The 19,861-nt window shown below is 32.4% G+C and carries 20 protein-coding genes and 1 tRNA gene; 13 read left to right on the forward strand and 8 right to left on the reverse strand.

From position 1 onward, the window contains the following. Positions 1 to 113: 113 nt before the first annotated feature. The 8 genes from tpiA (at position 114) to GN138_RS06290 (ending at position 7,468) form a co-directional block, all read left to right on the forward strand. Entirely contained in the window at positions 114 to 863 is a 750-nt protein-coding gene (tpiA, locus tag GN138_RS06255; protein WP_157362938.1) for a triose-phosphate isomerase, read from the forward strand. Between the two features lie 151 nt (positions 864 to 1,014). Next, positions 1,015 to 2,094, forward strand: a complete 1,080-nt coding sequence (locus tag GN138_RS06260) for a right-handed parallel beta-helix repeat-containing protein (protein ID WP_157362939.1) — start codon at positions 1,015 to 1,017, stop codon at positions 2,092 to 2,094. 12 nt (positions 2,095 to 2,106) lie between these two features. Beyond that, on the forward strand, positions 2,107 to 3,060 hold the full coding sequence (locus GN138_RS06265) for a T9SS type A sorting domain-containing protein (RefSeq protein WP_157362940.1): 954 nt from the start codon (positions 2,107 to 2,109) through the stop codon (positions 3,058 to 3,060). A gap of 23 nt (positions 3,061 to 3,083) precedes the next feature. Continuing rightward, positions 3,084 to 3,548 (forward strand): hypothetical protein, encoded by a 465-nt coding sequence (locus tag GN138_RS06270; RefSeq protein ID WP_157362941.1) that lies wholly within the window; start codon positions 3,084 to 3,086, stop codon positions 3,546 to 3,548. A gap of 132 nt (positions 3,549 to 3,680) precedes the next feature. After that, entirely contained in the window at positions 3,681 to 5,549 is a 1,869-nt protein-coding gene (locus tag GN138_RS06275) for an ATP-binding protein (RefSeq protein ID WP_157362942.1), read from the forward strand. Beyond that, positions 5,539 to 6,174 (forward strand): response regulator, encoded by a 636-nt coding sequence (locus GN138_RS06280; RefSeq protein WP_157362943.1) that lies wholly within the window; start codon positions 5,539 to 5,541, stop codon positions 6,172 to 6,174. The genes GN138_RS06275 and GN138_RS06280 overlap by 11 nt, the downstream gene beginning before the upstream one ends. 120 nt (positions 6,175 to 6,294) lie before the next feature. Beyond that, positions 6,295 to 7,131: a 50S ribosomal protein L11 methyltransferase gene (gene prmA, locus GN138_RS06285; RefSeq protein ID WP_157363346.1), complete on the forward strand. Its 837-nt coding sequence runs from the start codon at positions 6,295 to 6,297 to the stop codon at positions 7,129 to 7,131. A 64-nt stretch (positions 7,132 to 7,195) separates the two neighbouring features. Further along, positions 7,196 to 7,468 carry an ATP-dependent Clp protease adaptor ClpS gene (locus GN138_RS06290; protein WP_157362944.1) on the forward strand — a complete coding sequence of 91 codons (273 nt, stop codon included), beginning with the start codon at positions 7,196 to 7,198 and terminating at the stop codon, positions 7,466 to 7,468. A gap of 62 nt (positions 7,469 to 7,530) precedes the next feature. On the opposite strand, the gene GN138_RS06295 is transcribed toward GN138_RS06290, so the two are convergent. From GN138_RS06295 to GN138_RS06320, 6 genes are all read right to left on the reverse strand, one after another. After that, entirely contained in the window at positions 7,531 to 7,800 is a 270-nt protein-coding gene (locus GN138_RS06295) for a heavy-metal-associated domain-containing protein (RefSeq protein ID WP_157362945.1), read from the reverse strand. Positions 7,801 to 7,910: 110 nt separating this feature from the next. Next, positions 7,911 to 9,317 (reverse strand): MBL fold metallo-hydrolase, encoded by a 1,407-nt coding sequence (locus GN138_RS06300; RefSeq protein ID WP_157362946.1) that lies wholly within the window; start codon positions 9,315 to 9,317, stop codon positions 7,911 to 7,913. 71 nt (positions 9,318 to 9,388) lie between these two features. Beyond that, positions 9,389 to 10,192, reverse strand: a complete 804-nt coding sequence (locus GN138_RS06305) for a sulfite exporter TauE/SafE family protein (protein ID WP_157362947.1) — start codon at positions 10,190 to 10,192, stop codon at positions 9,389 to 9,391. Between the two features lies 1 nt (position 10,193). Further along, a complete protein-coding gene (locus tag GN138_RS06310) occupies positions 10,194 to 10,610 on the reverse strand; it encodes a DUF6691 family protein (RefSeq protein ID WP_157362948.1) in 417 nt (138 codons plus the stop codon). A gap of 2 nt (positions 10,611 to 10,612) precedes the next feature. Beyond that, the gene (locus tag GN138_RS06315) at positions 10,613 to 11,173 is read right to left on the reverse strand and encodes a YeeE/YedE family protein (protein WP_157362949.1); all 561 of its coding nucleotides are present in this window, start codon (positions 11,171 to 11,173) and stop codon (positions 10,613 to 10,615) included. Positions 11,174 to 11,230: 57 nt separating this feature from the next. Continuing rightward, positions 11,231 to 11,866, reverse strand: coding sequence for a Crp/Fnr family transcriptional regulator (locus GN138_RS06320; RefSeq protein ID WP_157362950.1), 636 nt, complete (start codon positions 11,864 to 11,866; stop codon positions 11,231 to 11,233). An 85-nt stretch (positions 11,867 to 11,951) separates the two neighbouring features. On the opposite strand from GN138_RS06320, the gene GN138_RS06325 reads away from it, so the two are divergent. Then, positions 11,952 to 12,025: transfer RNA gene (locus GN138_RS06325), tRNA-Arg, on the forward strand. Between the two features lie 166 nt (positions 12,026 to 12,191). On the opposite strand, the gene GN138_RS06330 is transcribed toward GN138_RS06325, so the two are convergent. Beyond that, on the reverse strand, positions 12,192 to 12,344 hold the full coding sequence (locus GN138_RS06330) for an SsrA-binding protein (protein ID WP_157362951.1): 153 nt from the start codon (positions 12,342 to 12,344) through the stop codon (positions 12,192 to 12,194). 594 nt (positions 12,345 to 12,938) lie between these two features. On the opposite strand from GN138_RS06330, the gene GN138_RS06335 reads away from it, so the two are divergent. Both GN138_RS06335 and GN138_RS06340 read left to right on the forward strand, forming a co-directional pair. Next, positions 12,939 to 14,897, forward strand: a complete 1,959-nt coding sequence (locus GN138_RS06335; RefSeq protein WP_157362952.1) for an endonuclease — start codon at positions 12,939 to 12,941, stop codon at positions 14,895 to 14,897. 179 nt (positions 14,898 to 15,076) lie between these two features. Further along, complete coding sequence (locus GN138_RS06340) at positions 15,077 to 16,027, forward strand: calcium/sodium antiporter (protein WP_157362953.1); 951 nt, start codon at positions 15,077 to 15,079, stop codon at positions 16,025 to 16,027. A gap of 77 nt (positions 16,028 to 16,104) precedes the next feature. On the opposite strand, the gene GN138_RS06345 is transcribed toward GN138_RS06340, so the two are convergent. Next, a complete protein-coding gene (locus tag GN138_RS06345; protein ID WP_157362954.1) occupies positions 16,105 to 17,130 on the reverse strand; it encodes a glutamine synthetase beta-grasp domain-containing protein in 1,026 nt (341 codons plus the stop codon). Positions 17,131 to 17,309: 179 nt separating this feature from the next. Here GN138_RS06345 and GN138_RS06350 point away from each other — a divergent pair, with 179 nt between their 5' ends. Both GN138_RS06350 and GN138_RS06355 read left to right on the forward strand, forming a co-directional pair. Beyond that, positions 17,310 to 19,496 (forward strand): glutamine synthetase III family protein, encoded by a 2,187-nt coding sequence (locus GN138_RS06350; RefSeq protein WP_157362955.1) that lies wholly within the window; start codon positions 17,310 to 17,312, stop codon positions 19,494 to 19,496. Positions 19,497 to 19,712: 216 nt separating this feature from the next. Beyond that, positions 19,713 to 19,850 carry a hypothetical protein gene (locus GN138_RS06355; RefSeq protein WP_157362956.1) on the forward strand — a complete coding sequence of 46 codons (138 nt, stop codon included), beginning with the start codon at positions 19,713 to 19,715 and terminating at the stop codon, positions 19,848 to 19,850. The last annotated feature ends 11 nt before the right edge of the window (positions 19,851 to 19,861 follow it).

The raw sequence follows: 19,861 nt of genomic DNA on the forward strand, positions 1-19,861 counted from the left end.
GCTGATTATTTGGGCTTTTAGACCAGATTTGTGTCGTCTTTTTATCTTATTTTTGTATTATAAAATTACAAGTAAATAAACACTTCTTTTCTAAGAAGTTAATACATAACATTATGAGAAAAAACATAGTAGCCGGAAACTGGAAAATGAATAATGATTTAGCACAAACTGAAGCGTTATTAACAGAATTACAAAGTCAAACCAAAACCTCAAATGCAGAGGTTATGGTAGCACCTACATTTACAAATCTATGGCACGCGTTTCAATCGTTAAGAGAGTCAGGTATAGAAGTGATAGCGCAAAATATGCACTTTGCAGAAAACGGAGCTTACACAGGCGAGGTTAGCGCAAGTATGTTAAAAAGTATTGGTATTACAACTGTAATTTTAGGCCACAGTGAGCGCAGAGCATATTTCAATGAAACGGACCAATCTTTAGCCAAAAAAGTAGATGCTGCATTAGCTAATGATATGCGTGTAATTTTCTGTTTTGGAGAAGAATTAACAGACCGTAAAGCAGGTAATGAAGAAGCGGTTGTAGGAGACCAAATCAAAAACGCTTTGTTTCATTTAGGCGCAGAAGCTTTTAAAAATATTGTGTTGGCTTACGAGCCAGTTTGGGCTATAGGAACAGGTGAAACGGCAAGCCCAGAGCAAGCACAAGATATGCATGCGTTTATAAGAAAAACGTTAGCTGATAAGTATGGTAATGATGTTGCAGACAACGTTTCTATCCTTTACGGTGGAAGTGTAAAACCAAACAATGCCAAAGAAATTTTTTCTAAGCCAGACGTAGATGGAGGACTTATTGGAGGTGCTTCTCTTAAAGCTGAAGATTTCTTTGCTATCGTTAATGCATTTTAAAAACTAATTATTAGTCCTGAACAAGCAGGAATCTTACTTCTAAGGGTATTCCCTGAATTTTTTAAATTCAAGGAATGCCCTTAACTTATTTATATACAGTGATTTTACATTGCGATAGTTAAACAATCAACTATTAAAATGTAATTTAATCATGAAAAAAATTAGTCTTTCAATTGCACTTCTCATATCTGCAATTTTTTCTGCTCAAACCGTCTATACCGTAGACAATAATGAAGGTTCAGCTGCTGCTTACTCCAGTGTGCAAGCTGCTGTGGATGATGCTTCAGCTGGTGATATTATTTATATTCAGCCATCACCTAATAGTTATGGTAATATTCAAATGTCTAAGCCATTAACTATTTATGGTATAGGACATAATCCTGAACTTAACAATGGCTTAGATGCTACTATCTCGCAAATTTATTTCAATATGGGAAATGCTTCTGGTTCAAAAATTTCAGGATTAAATATTAACGGCATTTATTTAAATAGCAGTACTCATATCAATCATAATGTTGTTATAACCAACAATAAGATAAATCAAATTATAGGAAGTAGCTTAACGACACTAGCTAATAACGCTATAATTTCGGGGAATTATATTAGACATAATAGCTTTAATGCTATAGATCCTAATAGCTCTCAGAATTGGATAATCTCTAATAATATAATGGAGCAATATCATACAGCTTCAACATATTCTCTTTTTAATAGGTTCAACGTATCAACAACCTTTACTAATAATGTTGTGTTAACACGTCAGAATGGTGACGCAAATCAATCCATTAAAATGTTTGATAATTGTAATGGTGCACTTATTAGTAATAATATCTTTTTGTTTACGGGAAATAATGTGGCTAATATGGATTTGGGCACTAATTCAGGCTTAGATTTTCAGAACAACCTAACCTATAGTTACAATACAACATTAGATCCATTGTCTGGAAGTAATAACATTGATGATACCAATCCACAATTTATAGCTTTCGATCAAAATGCTGCGCTTAATAGTTTATCTAACGATTTTGAAATTCAACCAGGTTCTCCTGCTACAGCTGCTGGTACTGATGGTAATGACTTAGGCATCTTCAATGGTAATTTTCCTTTTAGCTTAAGAGGTTACCCAACTGAATTGCCATACCTCACAGATTTTGTTATCTATAATAATATTATAAGTGCTGGTGAAACATTGAACGTCAATGTAAAAGCTAACGCAAACCTTACAGATTAAAACACGAATCGTATGAAAAGCTTACTTCATATATTGCTATACTTTTTGTGTGCTGCTGGGTATTCACAAATTGTTGAGGCAGAATATTTTATAGATACAGACCCAGGAGTTGGTAACGCAACGTCACTAACACTTACAGGAGAAAGTATAGACGAGAGCTATACAATACCAACAACAGGACTTTCAGAAGGTACGCATAAACTTTATATAAGAGTTCTAAATTCTGATGGAAACTGGAGCCTTTACGACCAAAACCTATTCTATATAAATCCGTCTCAAGTTAATACATCAACCATAGTAGCGGCAGAATATTTTATAGATACAGATCCTGGATTTGGTAACGGAACGGCTTTGAGCATTTCGGGAACTGAGATTAATCAAGACTTAACTTTAACTGATAATTTATCAAATGGTTTTCATAACATGTATGTGAGGACTCAAAATGCAGATGGGATGTGGAGTCTTTATAAGAAAAAACTCTTATATGTTTATCAAAATAATATAGCACTGATAACAGCAGCAGAGTATTTTTTTGATATAGATCCAGGTTTAGGTAATGGGACTTCAGTTGATTTTGGAGATGTTGAAAATCTTGATCAAGATTTTGCGGTACAAGTACCATCAAATTTACCAGAGGGAGATCATTATTTGTATTTAAGAGTATTGAATACTAATGGAGTGTGGAGTTTGTACTCAATTTCAGAGATGTTAACGTCTTTGTCAGTTGAAGATGAGTTTGCAAATCAATTCAAATGCTATCCAAATCCAGTTAAAGATATACTGTATTTAGAAACGAACAATCAAGACATCGAAGATTTTAAAATTATAGATACTCACGGAAGGGTTGTACTAGATAAATTACCGCTAAACTCTAAAGTAGATTTAAGTGCGCTTAATTCGGGCACATATCTTTTGTACTTAACCACCCAAACGGGAAGCATCTCAAAAAAACTAATCAAACTTTAAAAAAAACTAAATCAAAATCAATTATGAAAATATCAAAATTCTTTTTAGGCCTAACTATAGCTTTATGTTGTTCATTAATATGTTTTAATTGTAAGAAAGATGAATTAGTAGAAGGTGAAGATGCAGATTCTTCTGGACCAGTAATTACTATCAATACACCTTCAGCAAATGCTGTATTTTATACAGATGGAGGTATAGATTCACCAGATTATATCGTTATAACAGCAGATGCTACGGACGACTCTCAAATAGACATGGGCTCTGTTACAGTATATAATGATTCTGGAGAACAAGTTAAATACTACGAAGAAACCTCTTCAACACAAAACGGAATTTCTATTACAGATATTTATACATCTTTCAGTACAATTCATCCAGGTAATTATACTTTAGAATTTAAGTTTGAAGATAGTTTAGGTAATAGTTCTACGGTTACTAGAAATGTGACTTGCGAATATTCAGAACTTTCTGGAGGTACAGATAATTAAAAGAACTTAATTTTTGTATGAAAAATAAAATACCTAATTTCAAAACGTAATTCAGTTAATTTGAAATCGTTATTCACTTCTCTATTTCTGGTTTTTACCATAACTATTTGTAGTCAGCAACGCCAAATACTCATGGATAGTCTGCTTAATGTTACTCAAGCGTCTAAAGATAGTTCTAAAGTAGCACTTGCACATTCTAGATTGGCTTGGATGTATCTTAATTCTGATGTGTCCACGGCTAAGGCACATCTAGATACCTCAATGGTTGTTTATTCTAAGCTTAAAGATTTAGATGGTATAGCGATTTCAAATTATAAATATGCAGTCTACAATCGTGTTACAGGAAATTTTACAGAAGCTCATCGCTATATTGATTCTTATATAGATTACGCCAAAAAAAAGCGAGACACATTTAAGATAGCCAATAGTGCTTATCAAAAAGGTGTAATTTATAGTTTGCAAACCGATTACGAATCTAGTTTAAAAGAGTATCATAAAACTTTAAGGCTTTACGAAGCTATTAAAGATTCTGCCAGCATAGGTTTTACTCTCAATAGTATTGGTATTGTTTATAAAAATTTAAAGAACTACGATAAGGCTATTAAAAATTATGAACAAGCGGTTGCTTTGCATCAAAAAATGAACGATAAAGGTAACTTGGCCAATGTTTATAATAGCATTGGCGCAGCTTATGCCGAACAAGGGAAATCAGATAAAGCTTTAGAGTATTACAAGAAAACGTTAGCATTAGATAAGGAAATAGGAAACAATTGGGGCACTGCTAAAGTAGGTAATAACATAGGGCATATTTATATTGAAAAAGAGAAGTATAATCAAGCTCTACAATATTTAAATAATGCCTTAAAAATTCAAAGAAAGCATAATTACGAAGCCGATATCGCTGAAACATTAACACAGTTAAGTGTGGTGTACCTCAATTTGGGGAATTATCAAAAAAGTGAAGCACTAATCCAAGAGGTTTTTGAAAATGATATACCTTCGGTTAAAGAGTATCAGGCTGCACATCAACAAGCCTACAGAATTTATAGTGCTACTAATCAACCTAAAAAAGCACTAGAACATTACAAGGCTTACACTATATATAAGGATAGTATTTTCAATGAAAACAACCTAAAGAATATTAATGCGCTTCAAATTCAATTTGAAACCGAGAAAAAAGACAAATCTATTCTGCAGCAACAAATAACCTTGCAAGAGCAAGACATTGAAATTCAAAAAAAGGATAGACGCTTTTTCTATGTTTCAGGTTTGGTTGTATTATTATTGTTAATTGCCATAGCGTCATGGATTGTCTTTAGACAAAAACAAAAACGAAAAAATCAAGAGTTAATAACCCTTAAAAGAGAATATCAAATTAAATCTTTAGAATCCTTAATCGAAGGAGAAGAGAAAGAGCGTTTACGTATTGCTAAGGAATTGCATGATGGTGTCAATGGAGATTTATCTGCCATTAAGCACAAACTTTCAACGCTATTAGAGATGAATAATAACGTTATTAATGAAGCCATAGCCATGATTGACAGCTCTTGTGAGCAAGTGAGAGCTATTTCGCATAATTTAGTACCACCATCTTTAGAGAATTTTAATCTTATTGAAGCAACAGAAAATTATTGTGCTAACTTAGATGCCGTAAGTAAAGAGCAAATAACCTTTCAACATCTTGGCGACGATGTTGGTTTAACCAAAAAAGCAGAGGTTAATGCCTTCAGAATTATTCAAGAACTAATTACTAATGCTCTAAAACATGCAGAGGCAAGCGAGATTAATGTGCAAATAAGCCATAGAAACAATCTTGTTCAAATTACAGTAGAAGATGACGGTAAAGGTTTTGATAAAGATAAGGTAGATTCGCAAGGTATTGGGCTGAGTAATATACAGTCTAGAGTAGATTACCTCAATGCTAATTTAGATGTAATTTCTAATGCTCAGGGCACTTCATATACTATTGATATAGATTTAAATAATTTGAATGACAACTAATATTGCTATAACAGATGATCATGAAATGGTACTTCGTGGTATAGAAACCATGTTAAATACAACTGCAGAAATTAAAGTTACTGCAACCTATACCAATGCCAAAGAAACTATTGAAGGGTTAAAGAACAATCAACCAGATGTCTTGCTGTTAGATATTAATTTACCAGATATCAACGGGATAGATTTAAGTAAACAATTACTAAAAAGCCATAAGGATTTAAAAATAATAGCATTAACTAATTTTGATGATATAACTTATGTAAAACGCATGTTTAAAAATGGTATTCATGGCTATTTATTGAAAAATGCTGATAAGTTAGAGTTGGTAACTGCACTAAAAACGGTATTATCTGGTGAATTATATATTCAAAAAAGTATAAATGCTCGATTGCTGAATCATACCAAAACCATGCCGTTTGATAATGGTCTTAATATAAAACTTACCAGAAGAGAGCACGATGTTCTTATTGCAATTTCTGAAGAACTAACCACACAACAAATTTCAGAAAAGCTATTTATTAGTCCTAAAACTGTTGAAACCCATCGCATGAACATTATGAGCAAACTTGGTGCAAAAAATAGTGTCGGTATAGTGAAAATTGCCATTGAGAAAGAACTGATTTAAAATCGCTGTTGAGCGTTGGTCCATTTGATGTATAAATATTAAATCAATATGAAAATTATCCAATTGCAAAATGGATAAGGATAGTATTATTGATGTAACTTTGCACTTTAAATTAACATGATGTCTAATACAATTTACATAGGTTACAATTTTAAAGTAAAACCATTACAGCCAGCTACTGAAATCCTCATTGCAGAACTTGGTTACGCAGGTTTTGAAAGTTTTGTAGAAACTGAAGAAGGCGTTACGGCATACATTCAAAAAGATGAATGGAATGAAAACATCTTAGATGATATCTATATTTTAAGTTCAGATGAATTTGAAATTACATCAGAATTCAACGAAATTGAGCAAACCAACTGGAATGAAGAATGGGAGAAAAACTTTAACCCAATCATTGTTGATGATGTAGTATCTGTACGTGCACCTTTTCATGAAAAACCAGACACTAAATACGATTTAATTATAGAACCAAAAATGAGTTTTGGTACAGGTCATCATGAAACCACATATATGATGATTCAACATATATTAAAAAACGATTTTGTAGGTAAATCGGTTTTAGATATGGGTTGTGGTACTGGTGTTTTAGCCATTTTAGCAGAGAAAGTTGGAGCAACTAAATTAGACGCTATTGATATAGATAATTGGTGTTATCTCAATAGTTTAGAAAACGTAGAACGTAATGATTGTAATAACATTTCTGTTTACGAAGGCGATGTAAAGTTATTAAAAGGTAAATCTTACGATAGCATCATTGCTAATATTAATAGAAACATTCTTTTGGCTGATATCTCAAGTTATGCAAAATGTTTAAATACAAACGGAACGCTATATTTAAGTGGATTTTATGAGGAGGATATTCCAATTATAACTGCAGAATGTGAAAAACACATGTTAAAATTGAATGAAACTATACAAAAAGGACGTTGGGTATCGTTAAAATTTATAAATTAGTAGAGATTTATAAATCGAGTCTGTCACACTTAGTACAGAAATAGTGCTTAAAAAGAGATTTAAGATGACAAAAGAAAAATACTCAGAAGAGCTGCTTTTACAAGAAGAAGTAGTTAAAGAAAATGAAATTGTGTTATTTAATGATGAGGTTAATACCTTTGATCACGTTATTGATACTTTAATATATGCATGTGACCATATGCCAGAACAAGCCGAACAATGTGCGTTATTAGTACATTACAAAGGTAAATGCACAGTAAAAACGGGTCCTTACGAAGATTTAGAGCCAAGATGCTCTAAGCTTTTACAAGCTGGCCTTAGTGCAGAAATAGTTTAATAAAAATCCCACGCTTAGTGGGATTTTTTATTTAAGTACGCTTAGTTTTATTTAGTGTGAGCTTATTTAGTCATTCTACCAACAGCACAACTCACAAAAGACTTTGCTTTTTTGGGTAATGAGTTAGCATCGCCAACAATAGGATACCCTAAATCTGATAACTTCTGTTTTACAGATTCAATTTCAGTTTCAGAAACAGTATTAAAACTTACTTCATCAGTTTCGTTATTAACGATTACTTCAGAAATACCATCTAGTTTAGACAACTGTGTTACGATTGTGTTGGCACAACCACCACATTTTAAGTTTTGTATGTTAAATGAATTTTTCATGTTTATTAATTTTTATAGACTTCTTGAGTCTGTTTTTCCTTATTAATGATTGAATACAAGACCTGCTAGGTTTTTAAAACCTGCTAGGTCAGGTCTAATCATTATTTCATTTACAATGTTGTAGGGCAAACAAAATCAGTTACAGGTAAATCTGTATTTTTAATTGCACCAAATCCGCCTTCAACATCTATTAAATTATTGTAACCTCTTGCTTTTAATATAGATTCTGCAATAACGGAACGATATCCACCAGCACAATGCACGTAGTATGTTTTGTCTTTATCCACTTCGTTCATTTTTTCATTAATAAAATCTAAAGACAAGTGTTGCGCATCTTCTATATGAGATGATAAATACTCCCCATCTTTTCTAACATCTAGAATATTAAGTTTACTTTCTTTAGCTTTTTTAGCAAATTCTTCGGCTGTAATCGATGGTAACGTTTCAATATCTTTTCCTGCATTTTGCCAAGCTTCTAAACCACCTTCAAGATAACCTAAGGTATTATCGTAACCCACACGCGATAACCTTGTAACAGCTTCTTCAGATTTACCTTCAGGCACCACTAATACAATAGGTTGTTTAATGTCTTTAATTAAAGCACCAACCCAAGGCGCAAAACCACCGTTTAATCCAATAAATATAGAATTAGGAATATGCGCTTTTAAGAAGTCGGCTTGAGTTCTAACATCTAAAACTAATGCAGATTCATGGTTAGCCATAGCTTCAAACTCTTCTGGATTAAGTGCTACATTTCCTGTTTTTAAAACAGTTTCAAATGTATCGTAACCCATTTTATTCATCATTGCATTTTTAGCAAAATACTGCGGAGGAGGCGCAATGCCATCTAAAACTTCGTCAACAAATTCTGCTTTTGTCATATCTGCACGTAAAGCATAATTTGTTTTTTTCTGTTCACCTAAAACACCAACCGTTTCTTTGCTTAAATTTTTACCACACGCAGAACCAGCACCATGAGCTGGATAAACAATAACATCATCCTCTAGAGTCATAATTTTATTGCGAAGCGAATCGTATAACATACCAGCTAAGTCTTCTTTTGTTAAATCAGATTTAATGGCTAAATCTGGACGGCCAACATCACCTAAAAATAGGGTGTCACCAGAAAAAATAGCGTGATTTTTGCCGTTTTCATCTATTAATAAATATGTTGCAGACTCTAAAGTATGTCCTGGAGTGTGTAAAACTTTAAGGGTAACTTTGCCTAGTTTAAGCTCTTCGCCATCTGAAGCAGTATGAATATCATATTCTGTGCTAGCACCTGGTCCATATACAATTGTTGCACCAGTTGCTTTTGCTAAATCTACGTGACCAGAAACAAAATCGGCATGGAAATGTGTTTCTAGAATATATTTAATCTTTGAATTATTAGCTTCAGCTTTATCAATATACTGCTTAACTTCTCGTAATGGGTCTATTATAGCAACTTCACCATCAGATTCAATGTAATAAGCACCTTGTGCTAAACAGCCAGTATATAATTGTTCAATTTTCATAAATAGTATTCGTTATAATGCAAATTTACAAAAGTTCATTTTCAGAATTGTAATATTTGTCACAAAGTCTATTAAAATAGCTCTTTCAAAGTAATGTAAATTGCCATGATTAAAGTAAAATAGCCAAAGCCTTTTTTTAGGCCTTTAGCACTTATCTTTTTAGTTAATGCTAATCCAATTAATATACCAATTATTGAAATAATAGTAAATTTAATTAAGAAATTCCAATCAATATCAATGGTATTTAAATCCCCTAAAAAACCTATTAAGGATTGAATTGCAATTATAAATAACGATGTGCTAATGGCCTTTTTAATAGGTAGTTTTACTAAAAGGACCAAGGCAGGTACAATTAAAAATCCACCACCTGCACCAACTAAACCTGCCAATGCACCAATACCAATGGCTTGAGTTCCGATAGCTAAATAATGACTGTTGTTGTATTCTTTTATTTCGTTATCTGCGGTAATATCTTTAGATTTTATCATAGACCAACCAGCTAGCAACATGATAAGCGCAAAGACTAACATTATAAAAAGAGAGTTGGTTAAATTAAAATCTCCTATGGAAAATAAAATATCTGGTAGATTAGGTATTACCAAACTTCTCATCATAAAAACAGTAAGAATGGATGGAATTGCAAAAATGATAGCCGTTTTAAAATCGATAGTTTTTTTTCTAATATTTCTAAAGGTTCCAATAAGCGCAGTACTACCAACCACAAAAAGCGAATAACTAGTGGCAACTATAGGGCTAAAGTTTAAAAAATAAACCAAAATAGGGACTGTTAAAATGGAACCTCCTCCTCCAATTAAGCCAAGGACAAGACCTACTATTAACGCTCCAATATAGCCTATAATTTCAACGAGTTCCATATTAATGTGGTAGTTTGTTTTTTGTTAAGCCATATATGTAAGTACCAAGTAGTGCAGCAGCAATTACAATTAAAATAGAGAATGCACCAGTACCAATTAAAATATACATTGGTCCTGGACATGCACCACACAACGCCCAACCTAAGCCAAAAATGAGGCCTCCTAAAATGTAGCGTATAAATCCTCGCTCTTTTAAAGGAACTCTGAGAAAGGTGCCTTCAGTATTTTTTATTTTCATTTTATTAGAAACTAATAGTAAAATTATACCTGTGACAACTGCAGAACCTATAATACCATACATATGGAAGGACTGAAACTTAAACATCTCAAAAATTCGATACCAAGACACGGCTTCAGATTTTACCAAAACAATACCAAACACAATTCCAACCGTTAAAAATTTTAAATACTTTCCCATAATTAAAATAGTATTGGATAAATAAGATGAATCATAATTAAACCTCCAGCAAAAAAGCCGATTACGGCAATTAATGATGGTAGTTGTAAGCTACTTAAGCCAGTTATTGCATGGCCAGATGTACAACCTCCTGCATAGCGTGTTCCAAACCCTACTAAAAACCCACCAACTATAAGAATTAAGATGCCTTTTAAACTAAACACGGCATCCCAACTAAATAATTCTGGTGGTACTAAACTTTGCCCAACATTATTAAATCCGTATGCATTTAAATCTTTTATGGTGGTTTCACTAAGATTAATATGTGTTGTAGGATTAGACAATAGATAGTGAGCAATAAATCCACCTAAAATTGCACCTAATACAACAACGAGATTCCAGCGTTGGCTTTTCCAATCAAATTTAAAAAACTCTACACGCTTACCTGCGCCACTAATTGCGCATAAGGTTCTTAAGTTAGATGACATGCCAAAAGTTCTTCCAAAATAAAGTAGAGTAAACATAATTATTGCTAGCAATGGACCTGTTACATACCAAGGCCATGGTTCTAAAATATATTCCATTTAATAATAGGTTGTAAAATTAAGTTAGTTTATAAAAACGTTATGTGACAAAAGTGACTAAAAGTCTAAAACAGAGATTTTATTTCTGCCGAGTTCTATTTTGTTTTCGCGCTCTAATTGTTTTAAAAGTCTCGAAATAACTACGCGAGAAGTGTGCAGGTCTTCTGCAATTTCTTGATGTGTAATTTCTAAATTAGTTGAAGCAGAAAGTTTAACATGGTCAGTAAGGTACTTAAATAAACGCTCGTCCATTTTCATAAATGCAAGGGTATCTATGGTTTCAAGCATTTCATCAAATCTAACCTGATAACTTTGAAGTATAAAGTTTCTCCATGTTTCATTGGTGTTAAACCATAGTTTCATGTTTTCTATTGGTATCATAATTACGGTGACCTCTTCGTCTGCTATAGCACGTATTTTACTTACGGATTTTACCATGCAGCAAGTTAATGACATGGCACAAGTATCACCAGATTCTAAAACATAGAGTAGAAGTTCGTCTCCATTATCATCTTCTCTTAAAACTTTAATATTACCAGAAATTAAAAGAGGAATGTAATTTAAGTCTTGCCCTATATCTATTATGATATCAGACTTTTTAAATGTTTTTAAAAAGGCAACGTTAGCAATTTTATCGATTAATTCTGAATCGAATAGGTAGTTGAATGGTTGTAATAAATCTTTAGAAATCATACCTCAAAAATACTAATTTAAAAATTTGAAATAAATAGTTTGGTGGTATTTTAATAAATGTATTATATTTGCACCCACTAAAAATGGCCTCGTGGCGCAACTGAATAGCGCACTTGATTACGGCTCAAGAGGTTACAGGTTTGAATCCTGTCGAGGTCACAAAAATTTAAAGTTCATTTCTTAATTGAAATGGACTTTTTTTTTTGATAAATAGTTAAGTTTTGAAACTTTGTTATAAGAAAGAGCCATTGTGTATTAAAAACAAATGGTAAGAATCTTCTGTTTAGAATTTACTTTTTGCTTTTAAATAACAAGAGTATTTACTTTAATCTAAAGCATTTTTTGTAACATATACGCGCCAGCCGATTATGGCTAGTTGTAGTTTGCTGGCCTTGCTGAGGTCTAATTGTTTTTTAGAATAACTAGGAAGAATAGCTTTGTTGGCTTTTGCTATGAGCTTAAAAAGAAAGGTCTTCATGTTTTTTTGTTGTAGCTAAAGTGTGATTAAGACTTTTGCAGTGGGTCAATTAATGACAAAAATAGTAAAACTTATTCTAGAACTAAGTTCTACGTTCTTTTTGATTGGTAATTGGTTGGTTTAATTTAGAATATTGAAATTATTATTTCAATAATCAGTTTTACTAAAGTCATCATAGTTAGTTGGTTTTAATGGTTAATAAAATACTTCGTTTTCTTGATTGAGTTTTCAATATATAAACTCAAAGTATTGTCTTCCAAATGTTTTACTTAAAATACACGAATTTGAATTCTAATTTGTAACTAAAAAAACGATTACTGTTTTAATAAAATGTGACTTGTCTTTATAGAGGTAATATAATTTAATTAAAAATTAAATTATAGTTTTAAATTATTACTTTTATAGGGCTTTTTTTGTAGTGTTTTTAAAAACGTAGAGGGAATTTGTGATTAACATACTAATTTTTATAGTTTTCATCTTTAAGAGAATTTATTTTTATGATAAAATTCATGTTTTATTTGAGTTCTATTTAGTATTTAATTTATTGGTAACAATCAGATGTATTATTCGCTTACCTTTGTAAAAAAAATAGAAATGAAAAAAATTACATTTATCGTTTTATTATTGGTGTCAGCTTTTGGTTGGACTCAAGTTTTATTAATTAATGAAATAGACCCAGATTCTCCAAGCACAGATACGGCAGAGTTTTTAGAACTAAAATCTCAAACACCTAATTTTTCAACAGACGGTTATATTTTAGTTTTTTTTAATGGTTCTAGTAGTGGAGATGATAGAAGTTATATGGTAATAGATCTTAATGGGTATACAACTGATATAAATGGGTTATTAGTTGTTGGTAGTGATGGTGTTGCGCCTTTTCCTCAATTATTAATTTCACAGAATGTAATACAAAATGGGGCTGATGCTGTTGGTATTTATCAAGCTAGTGTTAATGATTTTCCTGAAGGAACTTTAGCAACACAAACAAATTTAATAGATGCATTGGTTTATGATACTAATGACGCTGACGATACAGTCTTAATGGCCTTGTTAGGGCAAACAGAACAGTACAATGATAATGGTACTAATGCTAATCCAAAATCTATTCAACGTTATGTTGATGATATGAATAATGTAACGTTTGCAGCGGCTACACCAACACCAAGAAGAGAGAATGATGGTTCTGGTGTTTCGGTTAATCCAATTTCTATTTTTGTGGCACAAACTCAATATGGAGAGGACGAAATGTTTGATATTACGTTTACAATAGAATCACCTCCAACTACAGATTTAAACTTTAATATAAGTTTAGATAATTATGGTTTTAACACGTCTGATTTTACAGGGAATACTGATTTAACAATTCCAGTTGGTCAAAATTCAGTAACTACGACAATTTCTTTGGTAGATGATACATATGACGAAGGTGATGAAGTTGCACTAATTAAATTTATTGATTTAGTTGAGCCTATTATAGCTTACAATAATTATGTAGAAGTGAGAATTGTAGATAATGATTTTACAGTGGCACCTTTTGGAACACCAGTAAACCCTACAACAGGAATTGTGCAAAGTACCCAACCAGATGGTTATTATGATAGTACAGAAGGTCTAGCAGACGTAGCTCTTAGACAAGCTTTGCAAGATATTATTGCAGACCCATCAATAGTGAGAGCTCAAACTTACGCTGATATATTAACTATATTAAATGAGGCGGATCAAAATCCGGCAAATAGCAATCAGGTTTGGTTGCTGTATACAGAGCAAGGAAGGGCAAAGTTAGATGTGCAAACTGGTTCAGATAATACTAATAAATGGAATAGAGAGCATACCTTTCCTAGATCTTTAGGAGGCTTTTATGATATAGAAGAAGATGAAGTTGCCGATGGAATAGATGTGTATTGGACAACAGAGGCAGATTCTCTGCGTCATGGAAATTCAGATGCTCACGCTCTTAGGGCTGCAGACGCAGCTGAGAATAGTACAAGAAACAATCAGCATTATGGTCAGTATAATGGGCCTACAGGAACATTAGGTAGTTTTAAAGGTGATGTTGCTCGTAGTGTTTTATATATGGAAATTAGGTATAATGGTTTATCTGTTGTTAATGGGTATCCATCGGTTACTGGTCAAATGGGAGATTTAGCAACATTGTTAGATTGGCATAGAAATGATCCACCAGATGATTTTGAAATGAATAGAAATAACATTGTGTACAATTGGCAGAAAAACAGAAACCCATTTATAGACCAACCACTGATGGTAGAATATATTTGGGGAACTAATGTAGGTGATGTTTGGTCGCAATCATTAAGTACTATTGAAAATGAAGTTGGAGAATTAGAGATTTATCCCAACCCTACAAACGGAAGGCTATTTCTTTCTCAATTAAATGCGGAAACTCAAGTTGATGTTTATTCAATTGAAGGAAAGCTTTTAAAACAATTTTATGCTGTTGGAGACTATATAGATTTAGATATTGCATCAGGAATTTATCTTTTAAAGATTACCTCAGGAGATGTCACGACAATAAAAAAAATTATAGTGAATTAATTAAGTGTATATTAAAATATAAAAGGCCAAACTATAACAAAATAGTTTGGTTTTTTGTTTTATGAAATATAATGGCGTAATAGTTTTTTAGTAAATTAAAATAGTTTTAGATATCTATAAAAAGTAAATGTTATCTTCGCAGCTTTAATAAATTAAGGTATTAATACGGAGAAAAGATAATGAGTGTATTTCTAGTTATTGCTGGTTTAGCATTGTTGGTTGTAGGAGGAGATTTCTTAGTAAGAGCGTCAGTAGGTTTAAGTTTTAAACTTAAACTATCAAAATTGGTAATAGGTATGACGGTTGTGTCTTTTGCAACCTCTGCACCAGAGTTGTTAGTGAGCTTGCAAGCGGCTTTAGATGGTGTTTCAGATATCGCCTTAGGTAATGTTATAGGGTCAAATATTGCTAATATTGGTTTGGTTTTAGGGATAACTGCAATTATTTCGCCTATGGCTGTAGACAAAGAATTCTATAAGTTGAATTGGCCAATGATGATGTTTTTGTCTTTTGTACTCTATTATTTTTTAAAGAATGATTTAGTGCTTACAGCGTTAGAAGGTGCTATTTTGTTTGTAGCTCTAGTTGTGTTTTTAATTGTATTAATTAAAAGTTCTCGTAAATCTACCAAGGCTAATATGGATGAGGTGGATGATTCTCTCGCTATAGTTTCTAATTTTAAGATTATAGCTTGGTTGTTAATTGGAGCTTCAGGTTTGTATTTTGGTTCAGATTGGTTGGTAGAAGGTGCAAAACAATTAGCAAAGTCTATAGGTATTAGTGATTATGCAATCTCAGTTTCGGTTATTGCAATTGGTACTAGTGTGCCAGAATTAGCAGCTTCCGTTATAGCAGCATTGAAAAAAGAAAAGGCTTTGTCTTTAGGTAATTTAATAGGGTCTAATATTTTTAATATAGCCTCTGTATTGGGTTTAACAGCTATTATAAAACCAATTGTTGTAAATGTTGAAACACCAGAAATACTATCAACTAACATTTGGTGGATGATTGTGTTTGCTGCCATATTAATTCCATTTATAATAATTCCAAAACGTTTTGAAATAGGACGAATTAAAGGTTTAATACTTTTTGGAGCTTATTTATTCTTTATTTATTCAGCGCTCAAGTAAGAACGTCCTAATATATAAAACAAAAAGGCTTGTAGTTTTCTACAAGCCTTTTTTAAATAATATTAAAGGAAATTTAATTAAGAAATATCTGCACTTTTTACAGTTTTAATAATTCTAGCAGCAATTTTGTATGGATCACCATTAGATGCAGGTCTTCTATCTTCTAACCATCCTTTATAACCCTTTTCAACAGTAATTAAAGGAATACGTATAGATGCACCTCTGTCAGAAACACCATAAGAGAAATCAGTAATAGCAGCAGTTTCGTGCTCTCCAGTTAAACGTTGGTCGTTAAACTCACCGTAAACAGCAATATGCTCATCTACAACAGGTCTAAATGCTTCACAAATTTTTTCGTAAACTTCTTTACTTCCACAAGTTCTTAGTGTATTGTTAGAGAAGTTAGCATGCATTCCAGATCCATTCCAATCCATATCTTTTCCTAACGGTTTTGGGTGGTATTCAATATAGTAACCATATTTTTCCGTTAATCTTTGAAGAATGTATCTAGCAATCCATATCTCATCACCAGCTTTTTTAGCACCTTTTGCAAACAACTGGAATTCCCATTGTCCACAAGCAACTTCTTGGTTGATACCTTCAAAATTCAATCCTGCTGCAATACATAAATCAGCGTGTTCTTCTACTAACCCTCTACCATGTGTATTTTTACCACCAACAGAACAATAATACATACCTTGTGGAGCAGGGTAACCACCAATTGGGAAACCTAATGGTAATTGTGTTTTAGTGTCCATAATGAAATATTCTTGCTCAAAACCAAACCAGAAATCATCATCTTCATCATCAATAGTAGCTCTACCGTTAGACACATGAGGTGTACCATCAGCATTCATAACTTCTGTCATTACTAAATAACCGTTTTTTCTCTCTGGATCAGGGTAAATTGCTACAGGTACTAATAGACAATCTGAAGATCCACCTTCAGCTTGTTTTGTTGAAGATCCATCAAAAGACCAATTTTCTAATTCTTCTAATGTTCCTTTAAAATTTTCGTGCTCTTCTACTTTAGTTTTACTTCTCAAATTTTGAGTAGGAAAATATCCATCTAACCAAATGTACTCTAACTTAATTTTTGCCATAATAAAATGTTTGTTTATCTAAAATAATTATTACAAATATTCCTATTTAATTCTTTTGGTCAAAAAAAATAGGGTAATTAATTCGAAAAGTAATTAATTATTATTAAGAACCCTAATTTTAAAAGGGTCTTCATGTAAATTTTAAATATTTCGTATTTTTGACCTTAAAAATTAGCAATATGTCAACACTTAGATTTCATGCTGTAAAATCATCTTTAAAACGTCAACCTCAAAAAATTCAGGAATCTAATAAACGTTCTGAAATTTTTGGTTCAAACGTTTTTAATGCAGTGGCCATGCGCCAATATTTAACTGAAACGGGTTTGCAGAGTGTAACAGAAGCTATTGAGAAAGGCACTAAAATAGATCGTAATGTAGCAGGTCATATTTCTACAGGAATGAAGGAATGGGCAATATCAAAAGGCGCTACACATTATACGCATTGGTTTCAGCCTCTAACTGGTGCAACTGCGGAAAAACACGATGCTTTTTTTGAAACTATTGGAGATGGAATAGCTATTGAAAAATTTGGTGGTGATCAACTAGTGCAGCAAGAACCTGATGCTTCTAGTTTTCCAAATGGAGGTATTAGAAATACATTTGAAGCCAGAGGATATACGGCTTGGGATCCTACCTCTCCAGCATTTATTTTTGATGGTACACTATGCATACCAACGGTTTTTGTATCCTACACTGGTGAGGCTTTAGATTTTAAGACACCACTTCTAAGAGCGTTGCAGGTTGTAGATAATGCTTCAGTTGCTATTTGTAAGTATTTTGATAAAAATGTAAAGAAAGTAACCGCCTCTTTAGGTTGGGAACAAGAGTACTTTTTAATAGATCAAGCTTTGGCAGCCTCTAGGCCAGATATTTTATTGACTGGTAGAACGCTTTTTGGACATTCGCCAGCTAAAGGTCAACAGTTAGATGATCATTATTTCGGTACAATTCCAGCACGCGCTATGGCTTATATGAGAGATTTAGAACACGAATGTATGTTACTAGGTATTCCTGTAAAAACAAGACATAATGAGGTTGCTCCTAATCAATTCGAATTGGCACCAATTTATGAGGAGGCTAATTTAGCCGTGGATCATAATTCATTGCTAATGGATATAATGCAAAAAATTGCAAAACGCCATAACTTTACAGTTTTATTACACGAAAAACCTTTTGCAGGTGTTAATGGCTCTGGTAAACATAATAATTGGAGTTTAAGTACCAATACAGGTGTAAATTTACTGTCTCCTGGTAAAACACCTATGAGTAATCTTCAATTTTTAACCTTTTTTATTAATACTATAAAAGCGGTACAAACCCATGAAGAATTATTAAGAGCAGCAATCGCTTCCGCTAGTAATGACCATCGTTTGGGAGCAAATGAAGCGCCTCCAGCAATTATATCAGTGTTTATAGGAGAGCAATTAACAAAAGTTTTAAGCGAGTTAGAATCTGTGACTCAGGGGAAATTATCACCTAAAGAAAAAACAGATTTAAAATTGAATGTGGTTGGTAAAATACCAGAAATATTAAGAGATAATACGGATAGAAATAGAACTTCTGCATTTGCTTTTACTGGTAATAAGTTTGAATTTAGAGCAGTAGGTTCTACTGCTAATTGTGCAAATCCTATGACTATTTTAAATGCCATTGTAGCTAAACAATTGATAGAATTTAAAGAAGAGGTAGACGTGCTAATTGATGAAAAAGGCATGAAAAAAGATGATGCTATTTTTAATATATTAAGGGAGTACATTAAAACTTCAAAAGATATTTTATTTGAAGGTAACGGCTATAGTGATGAGTGGGAAAAAGAAGCAAAAAAGCGTGGTTTAAGTAATAATAAAACAACACCTGAAGCTTTAAAAGTTAAAAAGTCAGATGCTACTATTGCTTTATTTGAAAGTTTAGGTGTATTAAATAAGGTAGAGTCTGAGGCGCGTTACGAGATTGAAATGGAAGATTACATACTTCATATACAGATTGAAAGTAGAGTGAGTGGAGATATTGCTAGAAATCATGTTGTGCCTACAGCGGTTAAGTATCAAAATATACTTATAAAGAATGTAACAGGTCTTAAAACTATATATGGTGATCGTTTTAGAGAGTTTGCTAAAGAGCAGTTATCTTTAATTGAACAAATCTCTCAGCATATTGAAGCAATCAACTCGTTAGTTACAGAAATGATTGAAACTCGTAAAAAAATTAATAAGCAATCTAACTTAGAGAAGAAGGCTCAAGGGTATTGTAAAAAAGTAAAACCTTTGTATGAACATATAAGGTCTCATTGCGATAAATTAGAAATAATGATTGATGATGAGTTGTGGCCTTTAACAAAATATAGAGAGCTTTTATTTACAAAATAGAGGTTAAATCTCCAATTTAAGGGCTTATTTTTCGCAGTTTTATTTTCTATGAATAAGTAATTATACGTATACCAATGGTAGATTTGTGTCGTTCATCGGAGACTTCAAACTAGTTGTCGAAAAGGTGGTGTGTCTGCTGTAAATAATTGAAAATAGTCATTTTATCATTGCGGTTATTGTGTATTTTTGTAGTGCTATTAATCAATATTTGTAAACATGAAAAAATTACTACTTAGTGTAGCAATTCTTGTTGGCGCAACATTAGTTCTTTCGCAAGATAAATCAGATGACTTAAATACAGTTACTGAAGAAAATGTAGCGAGCATACAATCTGCACTTCAAGCAGAATCTTAAATTAGTTAAGA

This window comes from Winogradskyella endarachnes, from assembly GCF_009741275.1.
Taxonomy (GTDB): domain Bacteria; phylum Bacteroidota; class Bacteroidia; order Flavobacteriales; family Flavobacteriaceae; genus Winogradskyella; species Winogradskyella endarachnes.